The sequence below is a fragment of the Aquitalea aquatilis genome (assembly GCF_005155025.1).
Classification (GTDB): domain Bacteria; phylum Pseudomonadota; class Gammaproteobacteria; order Burkholderiales; family Chromobacteriaceae; genus Aquitalea; species Aquitalea aquatilis.
In genome coordinates this window covers 1,355,661-1,376,721 of the sequence record NZ_CP039731.1, presented here as the reverse complement: position 1 = coordinate 1,376,721, position 21,061 = coordinate 1,355,661, and the positions used below count along the sequence as shown (strand labels likewise).

General features: G+C 61.0%; 22 protein-coding genes. 9 read left to right on the top strand and 13 right to left on the bottom strand.

Annotation, left to right across the window (positions count from 1 at the left end; translation table 11 throughout):
* Positions 1-52: 52 nt before the first annotated feature.
* The 5 genes from mreC to FAZ30_RS06255 all read left to right on the top strand — a co-directional run bounded on the left by mreC (position 53) and on the right by FAZ30_RS06255 (position 5,527).
* Positions 53-958 (top strand): rod shape-determining protein MreC, encoded by a 906-nt coding sequence (gene mreC, locus FAZ30_RS06275; protein WP_124645255.1) that lies wholly within the window; start codon positions 53-55, stop codon positions 956-958.
* Positions 959-960: 2 nt separating this feature from the next.
* A complete protein-coding gene (mreD, locus tag FAZ30_RS06270; protein WP_137009078.1) occupies positions 961-1,464 on the top strand; it encodes a rod shape-determining protein MreD in 504 nt (167 codons plus the stop codon).
* A 3-nt stretch (positions 1,465-1,467) separates the two neighbouring features.
* Positions 1,468-3,408 (top strand): penicillin-binding protein 2, encoded by a 1,941-nt coding sequence (mrdA, locus tag FAZ30_RS06265; protein ID WP_246043413.1) that lies wholly within the window; start codon positions 1,468-1,470, stop codon positions 3,406-3,408.
* Positions 3,383-4,483: a rod shape-determining protein RodA gene (gene rodA, locus FAZ30_RS06260; RefSeq protein WP_199731091.1), complete on the top strand. Its 1,101-nt coding sequence runs from the start codon at positions 3,383-3,385 to the stop codon at positions 4,481-4,483. The genes mrdA and rodA overlap by 26 nt, the downstream gene beginning before the upstream one ends.
* A 156-nt stretch (positions 4,484-4,639) precedes the next feature.
* A complete protein-coding gene (locus tag FAZ30_RS06255) occupies positions 4,640-5,527 on the top strand; it encodes a sterol desaturase family protein (RefSeq protein ID WP_124645257.1) in 888 nt (295 codons plus the stop codon).
* On the opposite strand, the gene FAZ30_RS06250 is transcribed toward FAZ30_RS06255, so the two are convergent.
* The 5 genes from FAZ30_RS06250 to FAZ30_RS06230 form a co-directional block, all read right to left on the bottom strand.
* Complete coding sequence (locus FAZ30_RS06250) at positions 5,478-5,801, bottom strand: AzlD domain-containing protein (protein ID WP_124645258.1); 324 nt, start codon at positions 5,799-5,801, stop codon at positions 5,478-5,480. The genes FAZ30_RS06255 and FAZ30_RS06250 overlap by 50 nt on opposite strands.
* Complete coding sequence (locus tag FAZ30_RS06245) at positions 5,798-6,514, bottom strand: AzlC family ABC transporter permease (RefSeq protein WP_137009076.1); 717 nt, start codon at positions 6,512-6,514, stop codon at positions 5,798-5,800. Before FAZ30_RS06245 ends, FAZ30_RS06250 begins: the two co-directional genes overlap by 4 nt.
* Positions 6,511-6,906 carry a GFA family protein gene (locus FAZ30_RS06240; protein ID WP_124645260.1) on the bottom strand — a complete coding sequence of 132 codons (396 nt, stop codon included), beginning with the start codon at positions 6,904-6,906 and terminating at the stop codon, positions 6,511-6,513. The genes FAZ30_RS06245 and FAZ30_RS06240 overlap by 4 nt, the downstream gene beginning before the upstream one ends.
* A gap of 85 nt (positions 6,907-6,991) precedes the next feature.
* On the bottom strand, positions 6,992-7,819 hold the full coding sequence (locus tag FAZ30_RS06235) for an AraC family transcriptional regulator (RefSeq protein WP_124645261.1): 828 nt from the start codon (positions 7,817-7,819) through the stop codon (positions 6,992-6,994).
* A 78-nt stretch (positions 7,820-7,897) separates the two neighbouring features.
* The gene (locus tag FAZ30_RS06230; RefSeq protein ID WP_124645262.1) at positions 7,898-8,542 is read right to left on the bottom strand and encodes a MarC family NAAT transporter; all 645 of its coding nucleotides are present in this window, start codon (positions 8,540-8,542) and stop codon (positions 7,898-7,900) included.
* A 194-nt stretch (positions 8,543-8,736) separates the two neighbouring features.
* On the opposite strand from FAZ30_RS06230, the gene FAZ30_RS06225 reads away from it, so the two are divergent.
* The 3 genes from FAZ30_RS06225 to dinB all read left to right on the top strand — a co-directional run bounded on the left by FAZ30_RS06225 (position 8,737) and on the right by dinB (position 10,966).
* Positions 8,737-9,186, top strand: coding sequence for a copper chaperone PCu(A)C (locus tag FAZ30_RS06225; protein WP_370449674.1), 450 nt, complete (start codon positions 8,737-8,739; stop codon positions 9,184-9,186).
* A 394-nt stretch (positions 9,187-9,580) separates the two neighbouring features.
* Complete coding sequence (locus tag FAZ30_RS06220; RefSeq protein ID WP_124645264.1) at positions 9,581-9,889, top strand: Rdx family protein; 309 nt, start codon at positions 9,581-9,583, stop codon at positions 9,887-9,889.
* A gap of 12 nt (positions 9,890-9,901) precedes the next feature.
* Positions 9,902-10,966, top strand: coding sequence for a DNA polymerase IV (gene dinB, locus FAZ30_RS06215; RefSeq protein ID WP_124645265.1), 1,065 nt, complete (start codon positions 9,902-9,904; stop codon positions 10,964-10,966).
* A 6-nt stretch (positions 10,967-10,972) separates the two neighbouring features.
* Here the strand turns inward: dinB and FAZ30_RS06210 are convergent, their stop codons facing one another.
* From FAZ30_RS06210 to bioB, 8 genes are all read right to left on the bottom strand, one after another.
* Positions 10,973-11,626, bottom strand: a complete 654-nt coding sequence (locus FAZ30_RS06210) for a glutathione S-transferase family protein (RefSeq protein ID WP_124645266.1) — start codon at positions 11,624-11,626, stop codon at positions 10,973-10,975.
* A gap of 161 nt (positions 11,627-11,787) precedes the next feature.
* On the bottom strand, positions 11,788-12,678 hold the full coding sequence (locus tag FAZ30_RS06205) for a patatin-like phospholipase family protein (RefSeq protein WP_137009074.1): 891 nt from the start codon (positions 12,676-12,678) through the stop codon (positions 11,788-11,790).
* A 51-nt stretch (positions 12,679-12,729) separates the two neighbouring features.
* Positions 12,730-13,272, bottom strand: coding sequence for a GNAT family N-acetyltransferase (locus FAZ30_RS06200; RefSeq protein WP_124645268.1), 543 nt, complete (start codon positions 13,270-13,272; stop codon positions 12,730-12,732).
* A gap of 7 nt (positions 13,273-13,279) precedes the next feature.
* Positions 13,280-14,191, bottom strand: a complete 912-nt coding sequence (gene bioC, locus FAZ30_RS06195; RefSeq protein ID WP_124645269.1) for a malonyl-ACP O-methyltransferase BioC — start codon at positions 14,189-14,191, stop codon at positions 13,280-13,282.
* Positions 14,188-14,952 carry a pimeloyl-ACP methyl ester esterase BioH gene (bioH, locus tag FAZ30_RS06190; RefSeq protein WP_137009072.1) on the bottom strand — a complete coding sequence of 255 codons (765 nt, stop codon included), beginning with the start codon at positions 14,950-14,952 and terminating at the stop codon, positions 14,188-14,190. The genes bioC and bioH overlap by 4 nt, the downstream gene beginning before the upstream one ends.
* Before the next feature lie 76 nt (positions 14,953-15,028).
* The gene (locus FAZ30_RS06185) at positions 15,029-17,872 is read right to left on the bottom strand and encodes a putative bifunctional diguanylate cyclase/phosphodiesterase (protein WP_124645271.1); all 2,844 of its coding nucleotides are present in this window, start codon (positions 17,870-17,872) and stop codon (positions 15,029-15,031) included.
* Between the two features lie 64 nt (positions 17,873-17,936).
* The gene (gene bioF / locus FAZ30_RS06180) at positions 17,937-19,091 is read right to left on the bottom strand and encodes an 8-amino-7-oxononanoate synthase (RefSeq protein ID WP_124645272.1); all 1,155 of its coding nucleotides are present in this window, start codon (positions 19,089-19,091) and stop codon (positions 17,937-17,939) included.
* 108 nt (positions 19,092-19,199) lie between these two features.
* On the bottom strand, positions 19,200-20,183 hold the full coding sequence (gene bioB, locus FAZ30_RS06175; RefSeq protein WP_124645273.1) for a biotin synthase BioB: 984 nt from the start codon (positions 20,181-20,183) through the stop codon (positions 19,200-19,202).
* Between the two features lie 128 nt (positions 20,184-20,311).
* On the opposite strand from bioB, the gene FAZ30_RS06170 reads away from it, so the two are divergent.
* A complete protein-coding gene (locus FAZ30_RS06170) occupies positions 20,312-21,022 on the top strand; it encodes a ComFC family protein (RefSeq protein WP_124645274.1) in 711 nt (236 codons plus the stop codon).
* The last annotated feature ends 39 nt before the right edge of the window (positions 21,023-21,061 follow it).

Sequence of the window (21,061 nt, the reverse complement as noted above, 5' to 3'; positions counted from 1 at the left end):
TCTTTCCTAAACGGACCTGCGGCCACCCCGTCAAGGGGTGGCATACCGCCTGATGGACTTCGCCAACACCCCCAGCTTTTTCCGCTCCGGGCCCAAGCCTGGCACGCGCCTGCTTCTCTGTGCCCTGGCCTCCATCGCACTCTTGGTGGGCGACAGCCGCTATGGGCTGATGGAACAGGCCCGCGACGGCATGTCGCTGGTGCTGTATCCGCTGCAGCGCGCCGTCAACCTGCCGCTGGGCATGGTGCGCCATGTCAGCGACTACTTCACCGTGCAGGCCGATCTCAAAAGCGAAAATGACCAGTTGCGCACCCGCCAGCTGGAAATGTCCGCCCGTCTGGCACGGCTGGAAACGCTGGAGCGCGAGCTGAACGAGCTGCGCAGCCTGAATACCATCAAGGCCAGCCGCAATGATGCCGCCCAGCTGGCAGAGACGCTGTATACCGGGCGCGATCCCTTCTCTTACAAGATCATCATCGACAAGGGTGCTGATGCCCATCTGCAACCGGGGCAACCGGTAGTGGACGGCCGTGGCCTGCTGGGGCAGATCACCCGCGTGCAGCCCCTGACTGCCGAAGTGTCCCTCATCATCGACAAGAACCAGATGGTGCCGGTGATGATCGCCCGTACCGGCGAGCGCGCCATTCTGTACGGCTATGGCGGCGGGGTGGAAATCCGCTATCTGCCGCTGCATGCCGATGTGCGCGAAAACGATATGGTGGTGACCTCCGGCATCGACGGTCTGTATCAGGAAGGTACGCCGGTCGCACGGGTGAGCAAGGTGGAACGCAACGCCGGTGCAGCGTTCAGCCGCATCACCACCGAGCCGCTGGCTGGCGTGCAGCAAACCCGTTTCGTGCTGGTATTGCAGCAAAAGGGCCAGACGCCGCCGCGTCCGGCCGATCCGGTTGTTCCGGCGAAAAAGACCAAGGGCAAAAAGCCCGCCGATTCGGAGTAAGCATGTCGTTCGACCGCCCCAAGGAATTGCTCAAGCCGGTCAAGCGCCGCTTCATTTTCATGACCCTGCTGCTGGCGGTGCTGGTGGAAATGATTCCGCTGCCGCATGGCTCCACCCGCTGGCTGCCTGACTTCATCAGCCTGGTGCTGCTGTACTGGCTGATCAACCAGCCGCGCCGGGTCAATGTGGGCGTCGCCTTCCTGATGGGGCTGGTAGCCGATATCGCCACCGCCGGCATGCTGGGACAACATGCACTGGCCTATTCCGCCACCGCTTATCTGGCGCTCAGCCGCCAGCGCCAGCTCGTGATGTTCAATCTGGGCCAGCAAGCCCTCAGCGTGCTGGGGCTGATGCTGTGCAACCAGAGCATCATGGTGGTGGCACGCATGCTCAGCGGCTCTGCCTTTGTCGGCTGGAGCTATTTCCTGCCGCCACTGATCGGCGCGCTGTTGTGGCCCCTGCTGACCAAGCTGCTGTTGCTGCCTTACCGTCATCATTCGGTGTAAGACGTGCGCCCTACCCGCTTCAAGAATCCGCAGGCTGAAGACGGCCAGTTCCAGCTCAGGCTGATCGTGGCCTATTGTTTCATGCTGCTGATGTTCGGCATCCTGATTGCCCGTTTTGTCTGGCTGCAGGTCTACCAGTACGAACACTTTTCCACGCTGGCACAAAACAACCGCATCTCCCTGCTGCCCATCCTGCCCAACCGTGGCCTGATCATGGACCGCAACGGGGTGATCCTGGCGCAAAACTACTCGGCCTATACGCTGGAGCTAGTGCCCAGCAAGATGCCGGACATGAACGCCACCATTGCCGAGCTGGCCAAGCTGGTCAACATCACGCCGCGCGATGAAAAACTGTTCAAGAAGCTACTGGGCGAATCCAAGGATTTCGAATCCATCCCGCTCAAGGTCAAGCTCTCCGAAGAGGAAGCCGCGCGCGTGGCGGCCAATGCCTGGCGCTATCCTGGTGTAGAGGTCAAGGCACGCCTGTTCCGCGACTACCCCTACAAGGAACTCACCAGCCATGTGCTGGGTTATATCGGCCGCATCAACCAGAAAGACCAGGAGCGGCTGGACGACGAAGACAAGAGCACCAATTACAAAGGCAGCAACTACATCGGCAAGACCGGTCTGGAAGCGGTGTACGAGGATGACCTGCACGGCCAGGTGGGCTTCGAGGAAGTGGAAACCGACTCCGGCGGCCGCGCCATCCGCAGCCTGCGCCGTACCCCGCCGGTGAATGGCAATAATCTGAAACTGGCGCTGGATATCCGCCTGCAGGAAGTGGCTGACAAGCTGTTCGGCAACCGTCGTGGCGCACTGGTCGCCATCGACCCCACCACCGGAGGCGTGCTGGCCTTCCTGTCCAAGCCGGGTTTCGATCCCAACCTGTTCATCGACGGCATCGACAGCCAGAGCTGGGCCGCGCTCAACAGCGACTGGCAAAAGCCGATGATCAACCGCGCCCTGCGCGGCACTTATCCGCCTGGCTCCACCTTCAAGCCCTTCATGTCGATGGCCGCGCTGGAAACCCACTCCATCGGCATGCACGATGTACGCCCGGCACCGGCTTTCTTTACCCTGCCCGGCTCCAGCCACCAGTTCCGCGACAGCAACAAGAACGGTAACGGCTCGGCCAATCTGGCCAAGGCGATTCAGGTGTCCAGTGATACCTTCTTCTACAAGCTGGCCTGGGATATGGGCATCGACAAGATCGCCCCCACCGTCGGCCAGTTTGGCCTGGGCCGCCCCACCGGCATCGACCTGGACGGCGAGGCCAGCGGCGTGCTGCCGACCAAGGAATGGAAAGCCAAGCGCTTTGCCCGTTACAAGGAGGAATACCGCCGCTGGTATCCGGCCGATGTGGTGAGCATCGGCATCGGCCAGGGCTTCAACTCCTACACCCCCTTGCAAATGGCCAATGCGGTGGCCATCCTCGCCAATGAAGGCGTGGCCTACAAACCGCATCTGGTCCAGGAAGTGGTGGAGGCCAAGAGCGGCAAGAGCCGGCTGGTTGAAGCCAAGCCGGATCGCACCCTGCCCTTCAAGCAGGAAAACTTCGCATACGTCAAAACCGCCATGCAATCGGTGATGAAGCCGGGCGGCACCGCCTGGCGGCTGGGTATCGGCCTGCCCTATACCATGGCCGGCAAAACCGGTACCGCCCAGGTGGTGGCCATCAAGCAGGGGGCCAAATACAACGCCTCCGCCCTGGCCGAGCAATACCGCGACCACTCCTGGTTTGTCGCCTTCGCCCCGGTGGACAAGCCCAGGATTGCCGTTGCGGTCATCGTGGAAAACGCCGGCTTTGGCGCGGCAGCGGCAGCGCCTATCGCGCGCGGCCTGTTCGATTACTACATGACGGGCAAGGTCCCCAGCTCCATCAGCGGAGACATGAAGACCATGCCAATGGATACCGCCGATGACGCTGCAGCCACATCTGATTAAACGCCTGTGGCTCACCATCAAGGCCCCGCTGGATGGCCCGCTGATGCTGTTTCTGGGACTGATCTTCGCCCTCAGCCTGGTGGTGCTGTACTCCGCCAATAACCAGGGCCTGGACAAGATCGACAACAAGCTGATCTACACCCTGCTGTCGCTCACCATCATGTGGCTGCTGGCACGCAGCCGGCCGCAAAGCATCATGAATTTTGCCCCGCCCATCTATGGCATCGGGGTGGTATTGCTGCTGGCGGTGCATTTCAAGGGTGTCACCGTCAACGGCTCCACCCGCTGGCTGGAACTGGGCATCACCCGCATCCAGCCTTCGGAAATCATGAAGATCGCCCTGCCGATGATGCTGGCCTGGTTCTTCCAGAAATACGAGCTATCCATGCGCTGGTGGCACTACCTGGTAGCCGCGGTGATGATTGCCATTCCCTGTGCGCTGGTACTGAAACAGCCCGATCTGGGCACCACCATGCTGATCGCCGCCTCGGGCTTTTTCGTGCTGTTCTTCGTCGGCCTGCCATGGAAGGTGATTCTGGGTGGCATGGTAGCGGCGGGGGCCTGCATGCCGGTGGTGTGGAATATGTTGCATGATTACCAACGCCGCCGGGTGATGACCATGATCGACCCGATGGAAGACCCGCTGGGCGCGGGCTACCACATCATCCAGTCGATGATCGCCATCGGCTCGGGCGGCCCCTGGGGCAAGGGTTGGCTGAATGGCACCCAGACCCATCTGGACTACATCCCGGAACGCACCACCGACTTCATTTTTGCCGTGTATTCGGAAGAATTCGGCCTGGTCGGCAATATCATTCTGGTCTTCCTCTACACCCTGGTACTCAGCCGCGCCATGCTGATTACCGCCGGCGCGCAAACCCTGTACGGCCGCGCCATGGCCGGTGCCATTACCCTGTCCTTCTTCGTCTATGCCTTCGTCAATATGGGCATGGTGGCCGGCATTCTGCCGGTGGTGGGCGTGCCGCTGCCCTTTGTCTCCTACGGCGGCACCGCCACCGTCACCCTGTTTGTCGGCATGGGCATGCTGATGAGCATAGGCAACGCCCGGCGCTGAGCGCCCACCAGCCATTCCTACCACAGCCGGGGGCTGGCATGCCCCCGCTCCCATGCAGAGCTGTTGCCGGCAGACTGCTTCTTCCTGTAGAAATAGAGCCACAACTCCAATCGAGCGTTTGCGCCATGACGCAAGGCCATCTACGAGGAAGACATCATGCAATTCGACGTGCAATTGTTGCTATTGGCGCTGGCACCGCTGTTTCTGGGCTGCATAGGCTGGGAGCTGTATTACTGGCAGCGGCAGGGCCGCAGTGATATCTATGACTGGCGCGACAGCCTGTGCAATGCCTGCCTGGCCCTGCTGCATCAGGCTGCCGACAAGCTGGCCTGGCTGCTGGTGCTGCCGCTCTATGGCTGGCTCTACCAGCAACACCGCCTGTTCGATTTTTCAGCCAGCTGGCTTGGCTTTTTTGGCCTGTTTCTGGCACAGGACTTTCTCTATTACTGGTTTCACCGCGCCAGCCACCGCATACGCTGGCTGTGGGCAGCGCATAGCGTGCATCACAGCTCGACACGGATGAATTTTTCCACCGCCTTTCGCCAGAGCCTGATGTATCCGCTGGCCGGCATGTGGGCCTTCTGGCTGCCGCTAGCCTGGCTGGGCTTCCCGCCGCAACAGGTCGTCGGCGTGGTGCTGCTGAATCTGGCCTTCCAGTTTTTTGTGCACACCCAGGCCATTCCCAAGCTGGGCTGGCTGGAATACGTGTTCAACACACCGTCCATCCATCGCAGCCACCACGCGCGCAATCCCTGCTATATCGACCGCAACTATGCCGGGGTGCTGTGCATCTGGGACCGGCTGTTTGGCAGCTTCGTGGCCGAGCGCGACGATGAACCCTGCGACTATGGCACGGTCAAGCCGGTGAACAGCTTCAACCCGCTGTGGGTCAGCCTGGTCGAGTGGCGCGACATGCTGCGCGAAGCCTGGCAGGCCAATGGCTGGCGCGCCAGGCTGGTCTTGCTGCTGGGCGCGCCGGAACAGGCCGAAGCCCTCATCCGGGCAGCAGGCCCCAGCGCCACAGGCCGTACACCGCAAAACTGATCACGATGGCCAGCAAGGTCTTGCCGCTTTTCCACGCCACCAGCGCAGCAACGATGATGCCGGGCAGGTAAGCATTATGCAGGCTGATATCCACCGTACCGGACGGGGCCAGCGCCATTGGCACCACCAGTGCGGACAACACGGCCGGCGGTACGTAGTGCAAGGCCCGGTTCAGCCAGTCGGGGAAAGCCAGCCGCTGGCCGAATACCAGAAAGCTGGCGCGAATCAGCACCGTCAGCAACATCATGCCAATAATGGCGAGCCAGTGATTCATGCGCTCGGCTCCTTGCGCTTGGCCCACTGTTCCAGCAGCAGGCCGCTCAGTACCCCTGCCAGCGCGGCCAGCATCAGGTCCAGCTTGTAGGGCAAGCCACGCCCCAGCATGGCCACCACACCAGCCGCCACGGCGGCACCCAGCGCCGGCCGGCGCTTGAGCTGTGGTGCCACGATGGCAGCAAAAGTGGCCCCCATGGCGAAATCCAGCCCCAGGTTGGCCAGGCCCGGTAGCGACTGCCCCAGGCTTACCCCCACCACCGTCCACAACAGCCAGTTGCCATACATGGCCAGCGACGAGCCCAGCCAGTACCACTGGCCGCCCTCGGCACCTTTGGTACGAAAGCGGTGTTCGACTACGGCAAAGGTTTCATCGGTCAGCCAGAACGCCAGCGGCCAGCGCCAGGCCAGCGACCAGTCGCGGGCAAAGGGCAGCAAGGTAGCGCTGTATAGCGCATGGCGCAGATTCACCACAAAGGTGGTGAGCCACAGCACCGGCAAGGCAGTGCCGGCCCCGATCAGGCTGACACCGATGAACTGTGAAGAACCGGCAAACACCAGCACCGACATGCCGATGGCCGTGGCGCTGGACAGGCCGGCGGCGATGGCCAGCGTGCCGAAGATCACCCCGAATGGGGCTGCGCCCACCAGCATGGGCACGGTATCACGCGTGCCTTCCAGCAGCAGTGCGCGGCGGTTGACGGTGTGCGTCATGATGCCTCCCGTGGCCCGGGCCAAACAGCGCGCAGGCTGTCGCCCTGCAGGCTCATGTTGGCCCCTTCGGTGGCGCGCACCGGCAAGGTGCTGTGGTCGTAATCATCCAGGCAATGAATGTTGACGCCGAAATGATCCGGCATGGCGCGCTTGCGGTGAAAAGTATAGATACCGCAATGCTGGCAAAAGAAATGGCGGGCAATGCCGCTATTCCAGCGGTACTCGCTCAGCGCCTCGGCACCAGACAGTATCTCCAGCTGGCTTTCATGCACCCGCGTCATCAGTGCATTTTTCTTTACGCACAGTGAACAGTCGCAGGTGGTGAGTTCTTCGGGTTCGGCGTGCAGCCGAAAGCGCACTGCACCGCAATGACAGGAGCCGGTATAAGACATGAGCACAGAATCAGAAATGGCAACAACATTACCCTACCATGCCATCTACGCGGCGGCTTGAACGATCTTGCGCTCTTGGCCGCTGTCAGCCACGCACACTGCGCTGATAGGCTGCCGGGGTAATCCCTAGTGCATGCCGAAACACCCGTGTCAGGTGTGGCTGGTCGGCAAAGCCCAGCTCCAGCGCAGTGGCCGCCGGACTGTGGCCGCCGGCCAGCATGCGTCTGGCACGCACCACCCGTAGCTGATTGCGCCAGGCAACCGGTGGCAAGCCCAGATGGCGGGAAAACTGCCGGTTCAGCTGCCACGGTGACAAGCCCACTTCCTGCGCCAGCGTAGCCAGCGACAGATTATCTGCCACGCAGTCGGCCAGCAGCTGCCGCGCCCGCTCCACCGCCTGCGGCCACGGCCGCACAGGGGCTTCGGCAATCTGCATATGTCTTTGCACCACCTGTCCGAACACCGCATACAGCGCAGACTCACGCTGCAATACATCGCGGCTGTCGCGTAATAGCTGATGCAGCTGGTTCAGGCGGGCCGCCAACGGTGGATCAAGCACCACGGTCTGGCGAAAATACGGCAATACACCCGGTTGACCACTGATTTCCGCCGCCAGCTGGCTGATCAGCGAGGCCGCAGGATAAAAGCCGCGATAGGCCCAGCCTTGCTGGTGCGCGCACTCGCCGGTATGCACCTCGCCCGGATTCATCAGCACCAGCGCCCCCACCCCGGCAATATGATGGCCGCCACGATGGCGGTAGGCCTGCGCACCGGCCAGCAAGGCATTCACCACATATTCTTCGTGGAAATGCGGCGCAAACACCTGCTGCCGGTAAAAGGCATCCAGGCATTCCAGCGGCGCGATATCGTCGGCGCGAAAGAAACGGGAAAATTCGTGCTCAGGCAGTGGCATGGTATGAAACCGCAACAGACAGGGTCCGGCTCATTCTGGCACAGCCATCAGCGGAAAACTTGAACGATCTTGCGCCCTTCAGGAACCGGCCATGAAGGTGCGGATGCCGGAGCCGACAAACTGCACGCCGACGCAGATCAGCAGGAAACCCATCAGCCGGGTAGTCACCTCGCGCCCGCCACGCCCCAACCGCGCCGAAATCATGGCCGAAGAGCGCAGCACCAGCCACATGCCGACACTGGTGCCGGCAATCGCCACAAAAGTCATGCCGAAAGCCAGCGCCTTGGCCGGCCAGCCGGATAGCTCGGCGATTTCGGTGGAAATGCCGATCACCACCGCGATGGTCCCCGGCCCGCTGATGCCGGGCATGGCCAGCGGGAAAAAGGCATAGTCTTCACGCTCACTGGTCTTGGGGGCCATGCCAGGGTCCTGCGACAGAAACAGCATGCGATAACCCAGCACCGCCACCACCAGCCCGCCAGCGATACGCAGTGCGCCGTAGGAAATGCCGAAAGCAGCCATGATCAGGTTACCGGCCAGCAGGCTGACCAGCATGATGGCCGCGGCAAACAGGCAGGCGCGGCGCGCCTGATTGGCACGGCCCGCGTCGTTCATCTGCTGAGTCAGTGAAATGAACAACGGAATCTTGGACAGCGGGTTGGTAATGGTCAGCAAGCTGAGCAAACCGCCAAACAGGAACTTCAACGACAAGGTTTCAAGCATGATGAAAACACATGGAATATAAGCTGCCGATTATAAATATCTGCGCCAGAAATGATAGTGCATCGTCGTAGTTGGCCATGTCGGTGTCGCATCCCGACAAACCCATCGCTGCGACACTTTGTCGCAGGCGACAGGGGTGGAACTGTGCTAATTTGTGCGCAAATTTTCTGGAGAACCCCATGTCCCTGTCCCGACTGCTGACCCTGCTTGCCGGCCTGCTGCTGGCCGCCACTGTTTCTGCCCACAGCTTCAAGCTGGGCACACTGGAACTGGGCCACCCCTGGAGCCGTGCCATGCCGGAAGCCAGCCCCACCGGCGCGGCCTATCTGAGCATCAAGAACACCGGCAAGGAGGCCGACACCCTGCTGGCCGCCAGCACACCGCGCGCCGACAAGGCCGAACTGCATGTGCATATCAACGACAACGGCGTGATGCGCATGCGCGAAGTGAGCGGTGGCGTGGCCGTGGCAGCCGGCAGCGAAGTGAAATTTGCACCAGGTGGCTACCACATCATGCTGATGGGCCTGAAACAGCCGCTGAAGGCGGGCGAACGCTTCCCGCTGACGCTGAAGTTCGCCAAGGCCGGCACGGTGACCGTGGAAGTGCTGGTGGAAAAAGACGCGCCGATGGTGCTGGAACACTGATGGTTTTGGGCTAGAGAAATCCTGCCAATCTACTGATTTTTCTAGCCAATTATTGCCACCGCCCGCTTTCGCGGGCATTTTTCTGCCCAATGTGGCGCTAATGTGACATCGTGCAATGCAGCATTCGACCTTTGTTAGAGTAATCGCTTTACCACCGCACCATCCTTGGGCACACTGGCGTCCGGGAATTGAGTTGAACAACTGTTTGTACTGCTCAGTCCGCCGGTTACCCTAATAGTAGTAAGCGCCAAGTCTGCACTAAAAGAGTCAACACGATGGAGGAGAACGGGTCTTGCCAGACAAGGCCCGTCAAATAATAGATCGACTCAGGGAACCGGCGGATTTTTCCTCATTCTGCGTTATGCTATCCGGCACTCATTCAAGCCGGATTCTCATGAATACCCCCAGCACACCCCAAGCCCCACTCCCCCGCATTGCCATTGAATATTGCACTGGCTGCCGCTGGCTGCTGCGCGCTGCCTGGATGGCGCAAGAGCTGCTGACCACCTTTGAAAAGGAAGTGGCCGAAGTGGCGCTGCGCCCCGGCAGCGGCGGTGTGTTCCGCATCAGCATCGATGAGCAGACCCTGTGGGACCGCAAACTCGATGGCGGTTTCCCAGACATCAAGCAACTCAAGCAGCTGGTGCGCGACCGGGTGGCACCTGACAAGACGCTGGGCCACAGCGAACGCGCAGCCGACTGATCACGAGGCTGCATGACCGGGCAACGCAAGATCATCCATGTCGATTGCGACTGTTTCTATGCCGCCATCGAAATGCGTGACGACCCCAGCCTGCGCGAAGTGCCGCTGGCGGTGGGCGGCCAGCCTGACAGCCGCGGCGTCATCGCCACCTGCAACTACATCGCCCGCCGCTTTGGCGTACACAGCGCCATGTCTTCGGCGCGTGCCTTGCGGCTGTGCCCGCAGCTCATCATCCTGCCACCCGACATGCGCCGCTATCGCGAGGCCAGCCAGCAGATCATGGCCATCTACGAGCGCTATACCCCGCTGATCGAGCCGCTGTCGCTGGACGAGGCCTACCTGGATGTCAGCTGCCAGCCACATGAGCAAGGCAGCGCCACCCGCATGGCCGCAGCCATTCGCCGGCAGATCAGTGCCGAAGTCGGCATCACCGCCTCCGCCGGCATCGCCCCCAACAAATTCCTGGCCAAGATCGCCAGTGACTGGAACAAGCCCGACGGCCAGCTGGTGATCCGGCCACAGGACGTCGACAGCTTTGTGCTGGGCCTGCCGGTGGAAAAGATTCATGGGGTGGGCAAGGTGACCGCCACCCAGCTGAAACAGCTGGGCATACACCGCTGCAGCGACTTGCGCCAATGGGAAAAGGTAGACCTGATGCGCCACTTCGGCCGTTTTGGCGAACGCCTATACCAGCTGGCGCGCGGACAGGACGAGCGGCCGGTCTCCACCGACCGCAGTCGCAAATCCATCAGTGTGGAAGAGACCTATGCCCAGGATCTGCCCGACCTGGCCGCCTGTCTGGACAAGCTGCCAGAGCTGATGAGCAAGCTGCAGAGGCGCATTGCCCGGGCGGAGAATCCGCCGTTCAAGGGCCTGAGCGTAAAGCTGAAGTTTGCCGATTTCAGCCAGACCACCGCTGAACATACCGGTCGGCAGCTGAGCAGCGCCGACTACCGCGATCTGCTGGAGATCGCCTATGCCCGCGGCCAGCGCCCGGTGCGGCTGGTGGGGGTGGGGGTGAGGCTGGCAGATGACGCCGACCAGCCGCAGCAACTGCCGCTGTTCGACGCCTTGTAGCCGTGCTTACTGCTTGCTGGCTTCCAGAAAGGCTGCCCGGGCAGCCGCGCTGTCCTGCCAGGTGCGGGCCACGCTGGAACGCTTGCCCAGCAAGGCCAGATAGTCTTCGATACCCGGAATGATGGTGGTCAGATCTTCGCCATAAATCTGCTGCGTGGACGATGCCACCAGTGGCAAGACACAGGCAGCCGAAATATCGGCAAAACTGAAATACTCACCAGCCAGCCACGGGCCGTACTGTACCAAGCGCGAAATGGCCAACAGGCTGCGCTCAATCGCCGCCTTGGCAGCGACCTTGCCCGCCTCATCCAGTGCAGCGCCAAATTGCAGGTGGCGATACAGCGGGCCGGCTGCCGGCATCAGGTACAGATCCAGCAGGGTCATCAGTTCGCGCGCGCTGGCACGGCCATTCGGGGTAGGCGGCAGCAGGGCAGCGGTGGGGTAGGCATCTTCCAGCCATTCCAGAATCACCGAGGATTCGGACAGGGCATGGCCGTTAATGTCGACAAAGGGGATCTTGCCCATCGGGCTCAGTTCCAGCAGCGCCGGCTCCTGCGAAGGACGGGTGGGCACTTCCTGGAAATTGACGCCCTTTTCCAGCAGGGCAATCTTGACCTTGTTGTAGTAAGCGGACAGCTGCACGCCGTAGAGCTTGATCATGCGGTTCTCCTTGCGGGCTGCGCCCAGAGTAAAAAACGGTACTTTGCAGGGCAGATGGCACCACGCAAAACAGGCGTTGTCAGCCCGGCTTGGCCGACAACGCCTGCATTATGCCATCTTTCCCGGCGACAGCCAGACAGCGAGGCCCGCCGGGCAGCGCTTTAGCGTACCAGTGCCAGTGACTTCTGCTGCAGACGGCTGCGCAAAACGGCCATCACTTGCTGGGTGGCCTTCTCGCCTTCCAGAATGGCCTGGTGCCGTGCCTCGAAGTCGGCCGAGCCGATATTCAGCACATTGGGGCGAATCACCAAATCAGCCTGCTTCAATTCGGCCGCCAGTGTCGGGCCGCTCATGATATTGAAGCTCTGGTCCAGCATGGAAAACAGGCCGGTGGCCTTGCCGGCCTTGGGCTTGGCAGAAATATCCACGGCGATGACAAAATCCGCCCCCATTTCGCGCGCCGCCGACACCGGCACCGGGCTGACCAGGCCGCCATCGACATAGCGCTTGCCGCCGATCACCACCGGCAGGAAGACATTGGGAATGCTGGCGGAGGCGCGCACGGCCTGGCCGGTGTTGCCGGTGCGGAACACCACTTTCTGGCCAGAATCCAGCTCGGTGGCCACGATGCCCAAGCGGCGCGGCAGCTTCTCGATGGGACGGTTGCCCAGCTGAGTGTTGATATAGGCTTCCAGCTTTTCACCCTTGAGAAAGCCCTTGGTGGAAAGGGTCCAGTCGGTAAGTTCCGACTCATCCAGCTGCATGGCCTTGGCCTGCAACTGGATACCGTTCAGGCCTGATGCATACAGGCTGCCCACCACACTGCCGGCACTGGTGCCGGTGATGATGTCCGGCACAATGCCGTTGGCTTCCAGCATCTTGATCACGCCAATATGGGCAAAGCCCTTGGCGGCCCCCCCACCCAGCGCCAGCGCAACACGTGGCTTGACCGGGACTTTCGGGGCAGTGATTTCGGTTTTGGGCTGGGTCAGGGTACAGGCGGCCAGCAAGAGCAGCAGGCTGGCCGGGGCCAGGCGGCGTAGGAGTGTCATGATGGATTGAATAAGTAGTAACGGGGTTGGGAGCGTATTGGAGTCATTCGATTATTGCAGCGCAGCATGGTTCCCCTTGCCCGGACCCGGCAACAGGAAAACATGGTTGAGATGGCGCTCCTGCTCCATTTCAAAGTAGCAATCCCCCACTTGTTGCAAGCCCAGATGCCGATAAAAAGCCAATGCGCGCTGATTACCGTGGAACACACTCAACCACAAGCCGGGGTAGCCCAGTTGGCTGGCCAGTTGCAGGCTGGCCGACAGCAACTGCCGTCCCAGCCCCTGCCCGGCAAAGCGCGGCATCACATAAAGCGTGGCCAACTCGGCCCGCCAGGCCGCCTCTCCCGGACAGACGGCACCCACTTGCAACACGGCATAGGCCAGCACATGGGCGTCGCGCTCAATCAGCAGAATGTGTTGGCAGTCGTCCGCCAGCTTCTCCAAAAATGTCTGTGGACTCAGGCTGGCTTGCACATAGCGCGCCAGTGCCGGGCGAATGCCTGCGGTGGCATAGGTATCCAGCCATACCAGGCTGGCCAGTGCCGCCAGACAAGTGGCATCTTCCGGCCGTGCTGGCCGCAGGCAGTCGGTCATGACCGTATCAGACCTTGCCCGGCCAGCTGCCCGGTTTGACGAATTCGATCACCTGCCGGCCATCCGACAACGCCTTGCTCTTTTTCAGCGTGCTTTTCCAGGCATGGCCATACACCACCTCATAGGTGGCCGGTAGCGTGCCGTCGCGCCGCCGCGCCTCGTAATTGGCCTCGATCCGGTGCCAGGCCTGCTTGCCCATCAAGCCGCGGCTGCGGTCGCGGGTGGCATTGTGCGCGCCGATGGCCTTGAGGTCGTGCATCACGTCGCGCACCTGGTCGTAGGTAAGCACGATCTTGTCCATGTCCATCACCGGTTCGGCAAAGCCGACGCGCATCAGCGCATCGCCCAGGTCGTGCATGTCGATGAACTGGTTGACGTGGGTGGCCTGGTCGACCCCGCCAAAGGCTTCACGCAATTCGAACAGGGTATCCGGCCCCAGCGTGGAGAACATCAGCATGCCATCCGGCTTGAGCACGCGTTCGAACTCGCTGAACACGCTATCCGGGATATTGACCCACTGGATGGTGAGATTGGACCAGATCATGTCCACGCTATTGTCGGCCAGCGGCAGCCTTTCCACATCGGCACACACCTGCCAGGGCTGGCTGCGCTTGAACAGTTTTTTCAGCAGGCCATCACCGGCACGCTGGCGCTCACGCGAGGCACACAGCATGGCGTGAGCCAGATCCAGCTCCACCACCTGTGCTTCCGGATACTGGGCGCGCAACTGGGCCGCGCCATAACCGGTGCCGGTGCCGGCATCCAGGATCACTTGTGGCTGATGCTTGATATAGGACAGCCGCTCGGCCATGCGGTCGGACACTTCACGCTGCAGGACGGCAGCGGAGTCGTAACTGCTGGCGGCGCGCTCGAAAGAGGCGCGAATACGGGCTTTGTCGGTGTAAAACGCTTCGCTCATGCGGAGGCTTCCAGATGCTGGGCCAGCTTGGCGACAAATTCGTCCTGATGAGACAAAAATGGCGCGTGCGAAGCCTGGGTGAATTCGTGCAGGGTGGCATCGGCCAGGGCAGACTGCAGCCAGCGGCCGGCACCAATGGGGGTGATCGCATCGCGCGCCCCGTAAAACAGCGCCACCGGACAATGAATCTGGCCGGCCAGCGCACGTGCATCGGCCTCCAGCAATAATTCGAGCGCCGGCAGCAGGCCTTGCGGCCGGCCATGGGAAAACAGCTGCTCGCGCACGGCCTTTACGGTATCGCGTGCAGCGGGCGCGCCCATCATCTGCAGGGCGAGAAAACGCTCCAGTGTCTGCTCGAAGGCGCTGTCGAGGCTGGCCCCCACCGCTTCGATGGCAGCCCTTTGCTGGGCATGTGGCCAGCTGTCGTCGCGCACGAAGCGCGGACTGGTGGACACCAGCGCCAGACTCTTGATCTTGTCGGGGTGACGGGCCGCCCAGTGCTGGGCAATCAGGCCACCCAGCGACCAGCCAAGCAGTTGCAGGGGAAAAGGAAAATGGGCGTCCAGCTGGTCGGCCACGGCATCGGCATCGAAGCGCGCCAGGGGGGCAGAACCGCCATGGCCGGGCAGATCGACCAGATGCACGCAGTAGTGCGCGGCCAGCACGTCGGCCACACGGTCGAATACGCCGCCATGCAGGCCCCAGCCATGCAGCATTACCACGTCCGGGCCACGGCCGCGGCTTTCAACAAACAGAGTCATGGGCAATCAAATGGGGGAGAAAGGTGGTTTTCGCAAGAGTGCGGGGCGAAAGAAAGCAGCCGCACGGGCTGCCGGCTCAGGCCGCACGGCGAAACTCCTGCACAAAGCGCGCCAGCCGCTCCCAGTCGATAGCTGCCGCCGGGGTCGGGGCGGCAAAGTAATAACCCTGCAGTTTGCCACAACCCATCTCTTGCAAGCGCGCCAGCTGGGCGGCGGTTTCCACGCCTTCGGCCACCACATCCAGCCCCAAAGCCTGGGCCAGCGCCAGAATGGCACGCACGATGGCAAACGACTCTTCCTTGCGGTCCACATCAAACACGAAGCTCTGGTCTATCTTCAGCACATCGAAACGATAGCGATGCAGATAGGACAGTGCGGAATAACCGGTGCCGAAGTCGTCCAGCGCCAGCTTGACGCCCAGATCATGCAAGGCGTGCATGACCGTGGCGGCGATATCCGGCACGTCGATCAGCGCGCTTTCGGTGATTTCCAGATGCAGGATGGAGGCCGGCAGCTGGTAGCTGTCGATGATGTCGCGCATCCACGCCACCAGTTCCGGATCGTGGAAATTGGCCGAGGACAGATTGATATGCAGGGCAATGTCACGCGACACCCGCGCCTCGTCCAGCCACAGCCGCAGCTGGCGGCAGGCGGCATTGATCATGTAGCGGTCGACCCGGGTGATCAGCCCGCTCTCTTCGGCCATGGGCAGGAACAGCGCCGGCGAAATCAGGCCGCGCACCGGATGCTGCCAGCGCACCAGCGATTCGAAACCCACCAGCTCACCGCTGCGGGCATCGATGAAAGGCTGGAAATAGGGCAAGAGCTGATCCTCTACCTCCAGCGCCCGGCGCAATTCGCTTTCCAGTGCCAACTGGTCGGCCTGATTGATGCGCAACTGGTGATTGAACACGGTATAACCCTGCCGGCCCTGCTGCTTGGTGCAGTACATGGCATGGTCGGCATCCCGCAACAGCTCTTCTGCCTTGTGATAATGCTCGCGGTCGGCCAGCACCACCCCGACACTGGCGGTGGAGAAGACTTCGCGCCCGGCCAGAATCACCGGCCGTTCGAATTCGCTGACAATGCGCCGGGCGATCATCTCGCAGCCTTCCAGCGTTTCGGTCCCAAACAGCAGTACCGCAAACTCGTCGCCCCCCAGCCGGGCCAGGAAATCGTAATGGCGCAGGCAGGAGCGAATGCGCGCACCCGCCTCGAACAACAGATGATCGCCAGCCAGATGGCCCAGCGTGTCATTCACCAGCTTGAAGCGGTCCAGATCGATAAAGATCACGCTGAAGCGGGCGCCGTTGCCCGCCACATAGCCTTCCCAGGCGCGGCGCAAGGTTTTGGCAAAGTAATTGCGGTTGGGCAGCTTGGTGAGCGGGTCGTGCAGGCTGTCGAACTCCAGCTGGGCATTGACCGCATCCAGCTCACTGGTGCGTTCGCGTACCCGCTCTTCCAGCTCGGCATAGGCGTTTTGCAGTTCCTGCATGGCACGCACCCGCGCCAGTGCCGTGCCGATATTGTTGGCGACAAACTCCAGCACTTCCTGATCGCGATAGCTGTAGATCACTTCTTCCTGATAGCTGTGCACCGACAGCACACCCAGCAGCTCGTGCCCGCAGTACAACGGCACGCCCAGCCAGCTATGCAGCAGTGGCCCGGCACCATCAGCAGACGGCAGCTGCGGATTGAGGCGATCCAGCAATAGCGCACGGCCACTGTGCAGCACCTGCTCGACATGGCCCTTGCCTGGCCGCCGCGTCTTGGCTGCCGGTTGCTGCTCGTCGGAGCAATAAGGAAAGCTAAGCAGATCATTGTCCATGCTGTAGAGCGCCACCTGGCAGTTGCGGGCGGCCACCAACTCCATCAGCAGCCGGTGCACGCCGGCCAGAAAGGCTTCCAGCGACAGGCAGGTATTGGACAGGTCGGCAATGCGGAACAGCACATCCTGAAAGCGCTCGGCGCGCTGGCGTTCGGACACTTCGGAGCGCAGACGGGCATTCATCCCCTCCAGCTCGCAGGTGCGCAGCCAGACCTGGCGTTCCAGCAGGCTGCGGTACAACATGCGGTCCAGCGCATAGCCGACATGGCGGGCAACAAACAGAAACAGCGTCTGCTCGGCCGAGGTGCATGGCGACTGGTTGGCATAGAACTGCATGACCGCCGCACCGATGACGGCGTTACTGGCATTGGTCAGCGGCACCCCCATCCATAGTTCGGGCACCGGGCCTTCCAGCACCAACTGTTCTTGCGCGCAGATTTCCAGCAGCCGTTCACGGGTGAGCACCAGCGGCTTGCCGATGCGCATCAGCCAGGCAGTCAGCGAGCGTTCGCTCTGCGTCGCGGAAAACAGTTGTTCGGGTGAAGGTGGGGCCGGGTCGAGCTGGTCGGCGTAAAAGGGGTAATGCAGGCTGCTGGCCTGTTCGTCATACAGGGCAATATAGAAATTGCTGGCATCCATCAGCCGCATCAGCAAGCGGTGCAGCTTGGGCAGCATGTCATCCAGCGTGCCACACTCACTGGGCAGCTGGCTGATTTCCAGCAGGGTTTCATTCATCACCCGCGACTGGGACTGCTCGGAATGCTGCCGTGCACTCAATAGATGCCCGGTCAGCAGCGAGGCAATCGCGGCGGTATTCGCCGGCATCTTGCCGCGCCAGACCAGCCAGCCAATCAGCTCGCCCTGCACCGACAAGGGCATGGCTCCGCCATCCGGCCCGGGCAGTCGTCCCGCAGACAATGCCGCAGCCGGTGTCAAGGTGTCCGCCCCACCCAGCGTGGCCAGACGTTGCCATGTCGTCCCCACCAGCGCCCAGACAGCTGCGGCAGCAGGTTCGCCCTGATCCTGCAGCAGGGACAAGGCAGTTTCAGCAGCCTCTTGCTGGGAGGACAGATAATCAGCCGTACTCTTCATGTCATTATCGTAGTATGAGTTAGCCGGAAATTCCGGTCATGCTACGAACAGACGCAGCCATCCCCTATGGCTGCATTGCCTCCACCACACAGTCCAGTAAGCCCTCAAGCTGGTCCTGTGTATGGGCTGCCGACAATGTCAGGCGTAAACGTGCCGTTCCCTCAGGGACGGTAGGCGGCCGTATCGCAGGCACCCAGAATCCACGCTCCTTCAACTGTGCAGCCAGCAACAATGCCTGCTCGTTCCTACCAATGATAATGGGTTGGATCGGGGTACGGGATGCCATCAGCGGAAAATTTACCTCTGACAATCTTTCCCTTACCAGGCTCACGCTCTGCTGCAAGCGCTGCCTGCGCCACGGCTCGTCTGCGATCAGTCGCAGACTGGCCAGCACCGCAGCGGCCAGCGCCGGTGGTTGGGCGGTCGTGAAGATATAACTGCGGGCGGTGTTGACCAGCCACGCAATCAACTGGCTGCTGGCGCCGACGAAAGCACCGGCCACGCCAGCTGCCTTGCCAAGAGTGGCCATATAGATCAGCCGCTCTCCGTGCAAACCCTGCTCCACTGCCGACCCACGGCCATCGCCCAGCACACCGAATCCATGCGCATCATCAATGTAAAGCCACGCATCGTATTTATCGGCAAGTTCCTGCAACTTCTTTAGCGGCGCTTCATCACCATCCATGCTGTACACCGCATCCACGGCAATCAGCCGGGTACGGGCCGGCGTGCTGGCCAGCAACTGCTCCAGCTGCTGCAGGTCGTTATGACGAAAACGGCGGAATGTAGCACGGGACAGCAGGCAGGCATCATTCAGAGAAGCGTGGTTGAGCTTGTCCGCAAACACAGCATCGCCACGCCCCACCAGGCTGGTGATTACCGCCTGGTTGGCGGCATAGCCGGAGCTGAACAGCAAGGCCGCCTCGCTACCACAAAATGCTGCCAGCGCCTGCTCGGCTTCTTCATGAATGGCGAAGTGGCCGGCAACAAGATGTGAAGCACCCCCCCCCACTCCCCAACGCGACAGCGCCTCGCGCGTGGCAGCGACCAGCGCCGGGTGGTTGGCCAGCCCCAGATAGTCATTGCTGGCAAAGGCAATATAGGATTTGCCCTCGATGATCATCTCGCAGGATTGTGGCGTTTCCACGATATGACGCTGGCGAAAACGGTGCTGCTGCTGCAATTCCAGCAGTGCCGAGGAAAGGTCCTGGGAGCGCATGCGGTTTTCCAGAAAATGATTGCCCTTGGCGGGCGGATTTCACGAAAAGTATTCCTTATATATACATTTCAAAAATCCAGCCGCACAAGGGCAGATATGGCCAAGGATTTACAGCGGTGACAAGTCCAGTTTTTCCATCAAAACACGGTCGGCATCCACGTCCGGATTACCGGTCGTCAGCAGCTTGTCGCCGTAGAAAATCGAGTTGGCACCGGCCAGGAAGCACAGCGCCTGCATCGCTTCCGGCATCTCGCGACGACCGGCAGAAAGACGTACATAGCTTCTGGGCATGGTGATGCGGGTGACCGCAATGGTGCGGACAAATTCGGTCCAGTCCAGCGGTTCTGCCCCTTCCAGCGGAGTGCCACCCACCTTCACCAGATTATTGATCGGCACCGATTCCGGTTGCGGCTCCATATTGGCCAGTTGGGCAATCAGGCCGGCACGGTCTTGCCGGGTTTCGTTCATGCCGACAATGCCACCACAGCACACCGACAGCCCGGCCCCACGTACCTTGCCCAGCGTGTCCAGGCGATCCTCGTACTCGCGGGTATGAATGATGTCGCCATATTTATCCGGTGCGGTGTCCAGATTATGGTTGTAATAGTCCAGCCCGGCCTGTTTCAGTTTTTCCGCCTGGCCATCCTTTAACAGACCAAAGGTGGCACAGGTCTCCAGCCCCAGCGCTTTCACCTCGTTCACCATGTGCAAGGTCTGCTCCAGGTCGGCATCCTTGGGGCCGCGCCAGGCTGCGCCCATGCAGAAGCGGCCGGCGCCATTGGCCTTGGCGGTGCGCGCCACGGCAATCACCTCGTCCACCGTCATCATTGGCTGGTTTTCCACCGGCGTATCGTGATGCACCGATTGCGGGCAGTAACCACAGTCTTCCGGGCAGCCACCGGTCTTGATCGAAACCAGCGTCGACAACTGCACCTTGGTCGGATCAAAAAACTGGCGATGAATCTCGGCAGCGCGGAAAACCACCTCCATAAAGGGCAGGCTGAGCAGTGCCTCGATCTCTGCCACCGACCAGGTATTGCTCTGTGGATGCGGAGTCGCCGGGCGGGAAAACTGGATGGCTTGCGTGGTCATGAATGAGCTTTCGTCACTAAAAAATTCCAATTGCATTTAATGACTAACAGCAACTGGACAAATGGGTAATTTAAGAAAAAAACCGCGTGGGTAAGAGTGTCTGGTTGCAGTCTTGCAGAGGGCGCATCATGCTGTCAAATATCACCAGGCAATTAATTGACAATTGCACAATATTTAATCAATCGTGCTTGTTGTGTAATACACGAAACAGTCATTTCGGGCTCTGCCAGGGCTGCAAAACCAGTCTGCCGCGCCTGCCCGGGCAGCACTGCCCGATTTGTGCGGAACCAGCAGCCACGGGCGATATCTGTGGCTTTTGCCTGCGCTCACCCCCGGCTTTCGACGCACTACACGCTCCTTATCTATTTGGCTACCCTCTGAATACAATTATTTATGCAATGAAGTATGGAAAGCGGCTGGAACTGACCGGCACACTAGCCCGGCTGATGGCCGAATTTGCCATGAAAACAGCCATTCGCAGTGATCTGGTTCTACCTGTTCCCTTGTCAAAAGAACGACTTGCAGAACGGGGCTTTAATCAGAGCATTCCACTGGCCCAGGCAATCGCTGTTACAATGGAAAGCCGTTTTTCCTCCACACTGTGTTGGCGAAAACGCAACACTGTGCCGCAAGCCTCTCTCGGACGTGCCGAAAGACGCCAAAATGTTCGCGATGCATTTGGCGTAAAACAACGTATTGACGGGCTTTCCGTCGCGATTGTGGACGATGTGGCAACCAGTGGAATGACCCTGTCTGCCCTGGCCGAAAAGCTCAAAAAACAGGGGGCAAAACGGGTCGATGCGTGGGTGCTCTGCAGGGCATTCTTCCCAAAAACTTGACCAAGATTTTGATTCTTTGGAACAATCCAGCCAGCCAAC

Excerpts from the sequence above, each read along its gene's own strand:
- mreC (WP_124645255.1), top strand. The coding sequence starts at position 53 with ATGGACTTCGCCAACACCCCCAGCTTTTTCCGCTCCGGGCCCAAGCCT.
- mreD (WP_137009078.1), top strand. The coding sequence starts at position 961 with ATGTCGTTCGACCGCCCCAAGGAATTGCTCAAGCCGGTCAAGCGCCGC.
- rodA (WP_199731091.1), top strand. The coding sequence starts at position 3,383 with ATGACGCTGCAGCCACATCTGATTAAACGCCTGTGGCTCACCATCAAG.
- FAZ30_RS06255 (WP_124645257.1), top strand. The coding sequence starts at position 4,640 with ATGCAATTCGACGTGCAATTGTTGCTATTGGCGCTGGCACCGCTGTTT.
- FAZ30_RS06250 (WP_124645258.1), bottom strand. The coding sequence starts at position 5,801 with ATGAATCACTGGCTCGCCATTATTGGCATGATGTTGCTGACGGTGCTG.
- FAZ30_RS06245 (WP_137009076.1), bottom strand. The coding sequence starts at position 6,514 with ATGACGCACACCGTCAACCGCCGCGCACTGCTGCTGGAAGGCACGCGT.
- FAZ30_RS06240 (WP_124645260.1), bottom strand. The coding sequence starts at position 6,906 with ATGTCTTATACCGGCTCCTGTCATTGCGGTGCAGTGCGCTTTCGGCTG.
- FAZ30_RS06235 (WP_124645261.1), bottom strand. The coding sequence starts at position 7,819 with ATGCCACTGCCTGAGCACGAATTTTCCCGTTTCTTTCGCGCCGACGAT.
- FAZ30_RS06230 (WP_124645262.1), bottom strand. The coding sequence starts at position 8,542 with ATGCTTGAAACCTTGTCGTTGAAGTTCCTGTTTGGCGGTTTGCTCAGC.
- FAZ30_RS06220 (WP_124645264.1), top strand. The coding sequence starts at position 9,581 with ATGAATACCCCCAGCACACCCCAAGCCCCACTCCCCCGCATTGCCATT.
- dinB (WP_124645265.1), top strand. The coding sequence starts at position 9,902 with ATGACCGGGCAACGCAAGATCATCCATGTCGATTGCGACTGTTTCTAT.
- FAZ30_RS06210 (WP_124645266.1), bottom strand. The coding sequence starts at position 11,626 with ATGATCAAGCTCTACGGCGTGCAGCTGTCCGCTTACTACAACAAGGTC.
- FAZ30_RS06205 (WP_137009074.1), bottom strand. The coding sequence starts at position 12,678 with ATGACACTCCTACGCCGCCTGGCCCCGGCCAGCCTGCTGCTCTTGCTG.
- FAZ30_RS06200 (WP_124645268.1), bottom strand. The coding sequence starts at position 13,272 with ATGACCGACTGCCTGCGGCCAGCACGGCCGGAAGATGCCACTTGTCTG.
- bioC (WP_124645269.1), bottom strand. The coding sequence starts at position 14,191 with ATGAGCGAAGCGTTTTACACCGACAAAGCCCGTATTCGCGCCTCTTTC.
- bioH (WP_137009072.1), bottom strand. The coding sequence starts at position 14,952 with ATGACTCTGTTTGTTGAAAGCCGCGGCCGTGGCCCGGACGTGGTAATG.
- FAZ30_RS06185 (WP_124645271.1), bottom strand. The coding sequence starts at position 17,872 with ATGAAGAGTACGGCTGATTATCTGTCCTCCCAGCAAGAGGCTGCTGAA.
- bioF (WP_124645272.1), bottom strand. The coding sequence starts at position 19,091 with ATGCGCTCCCAGGACCTTTCCTCGGCACTGCTGGAATTGCAGCAGCAG.
- bioB (WP_124645273.1), bottom strand. The coding sequence starts at position 20,183 with ATGACCACGCAAGCCATCCAGTTTTCCCGCCCGGCGACTCCGCATCCA.
- FAZ30_RS06170 (WP_124645274.1), top strand. The coding sequence starts at position 20,312 with ATGCTGTCAAATATCACCAGGCAATTAATTGACAATTGCACAATATTT.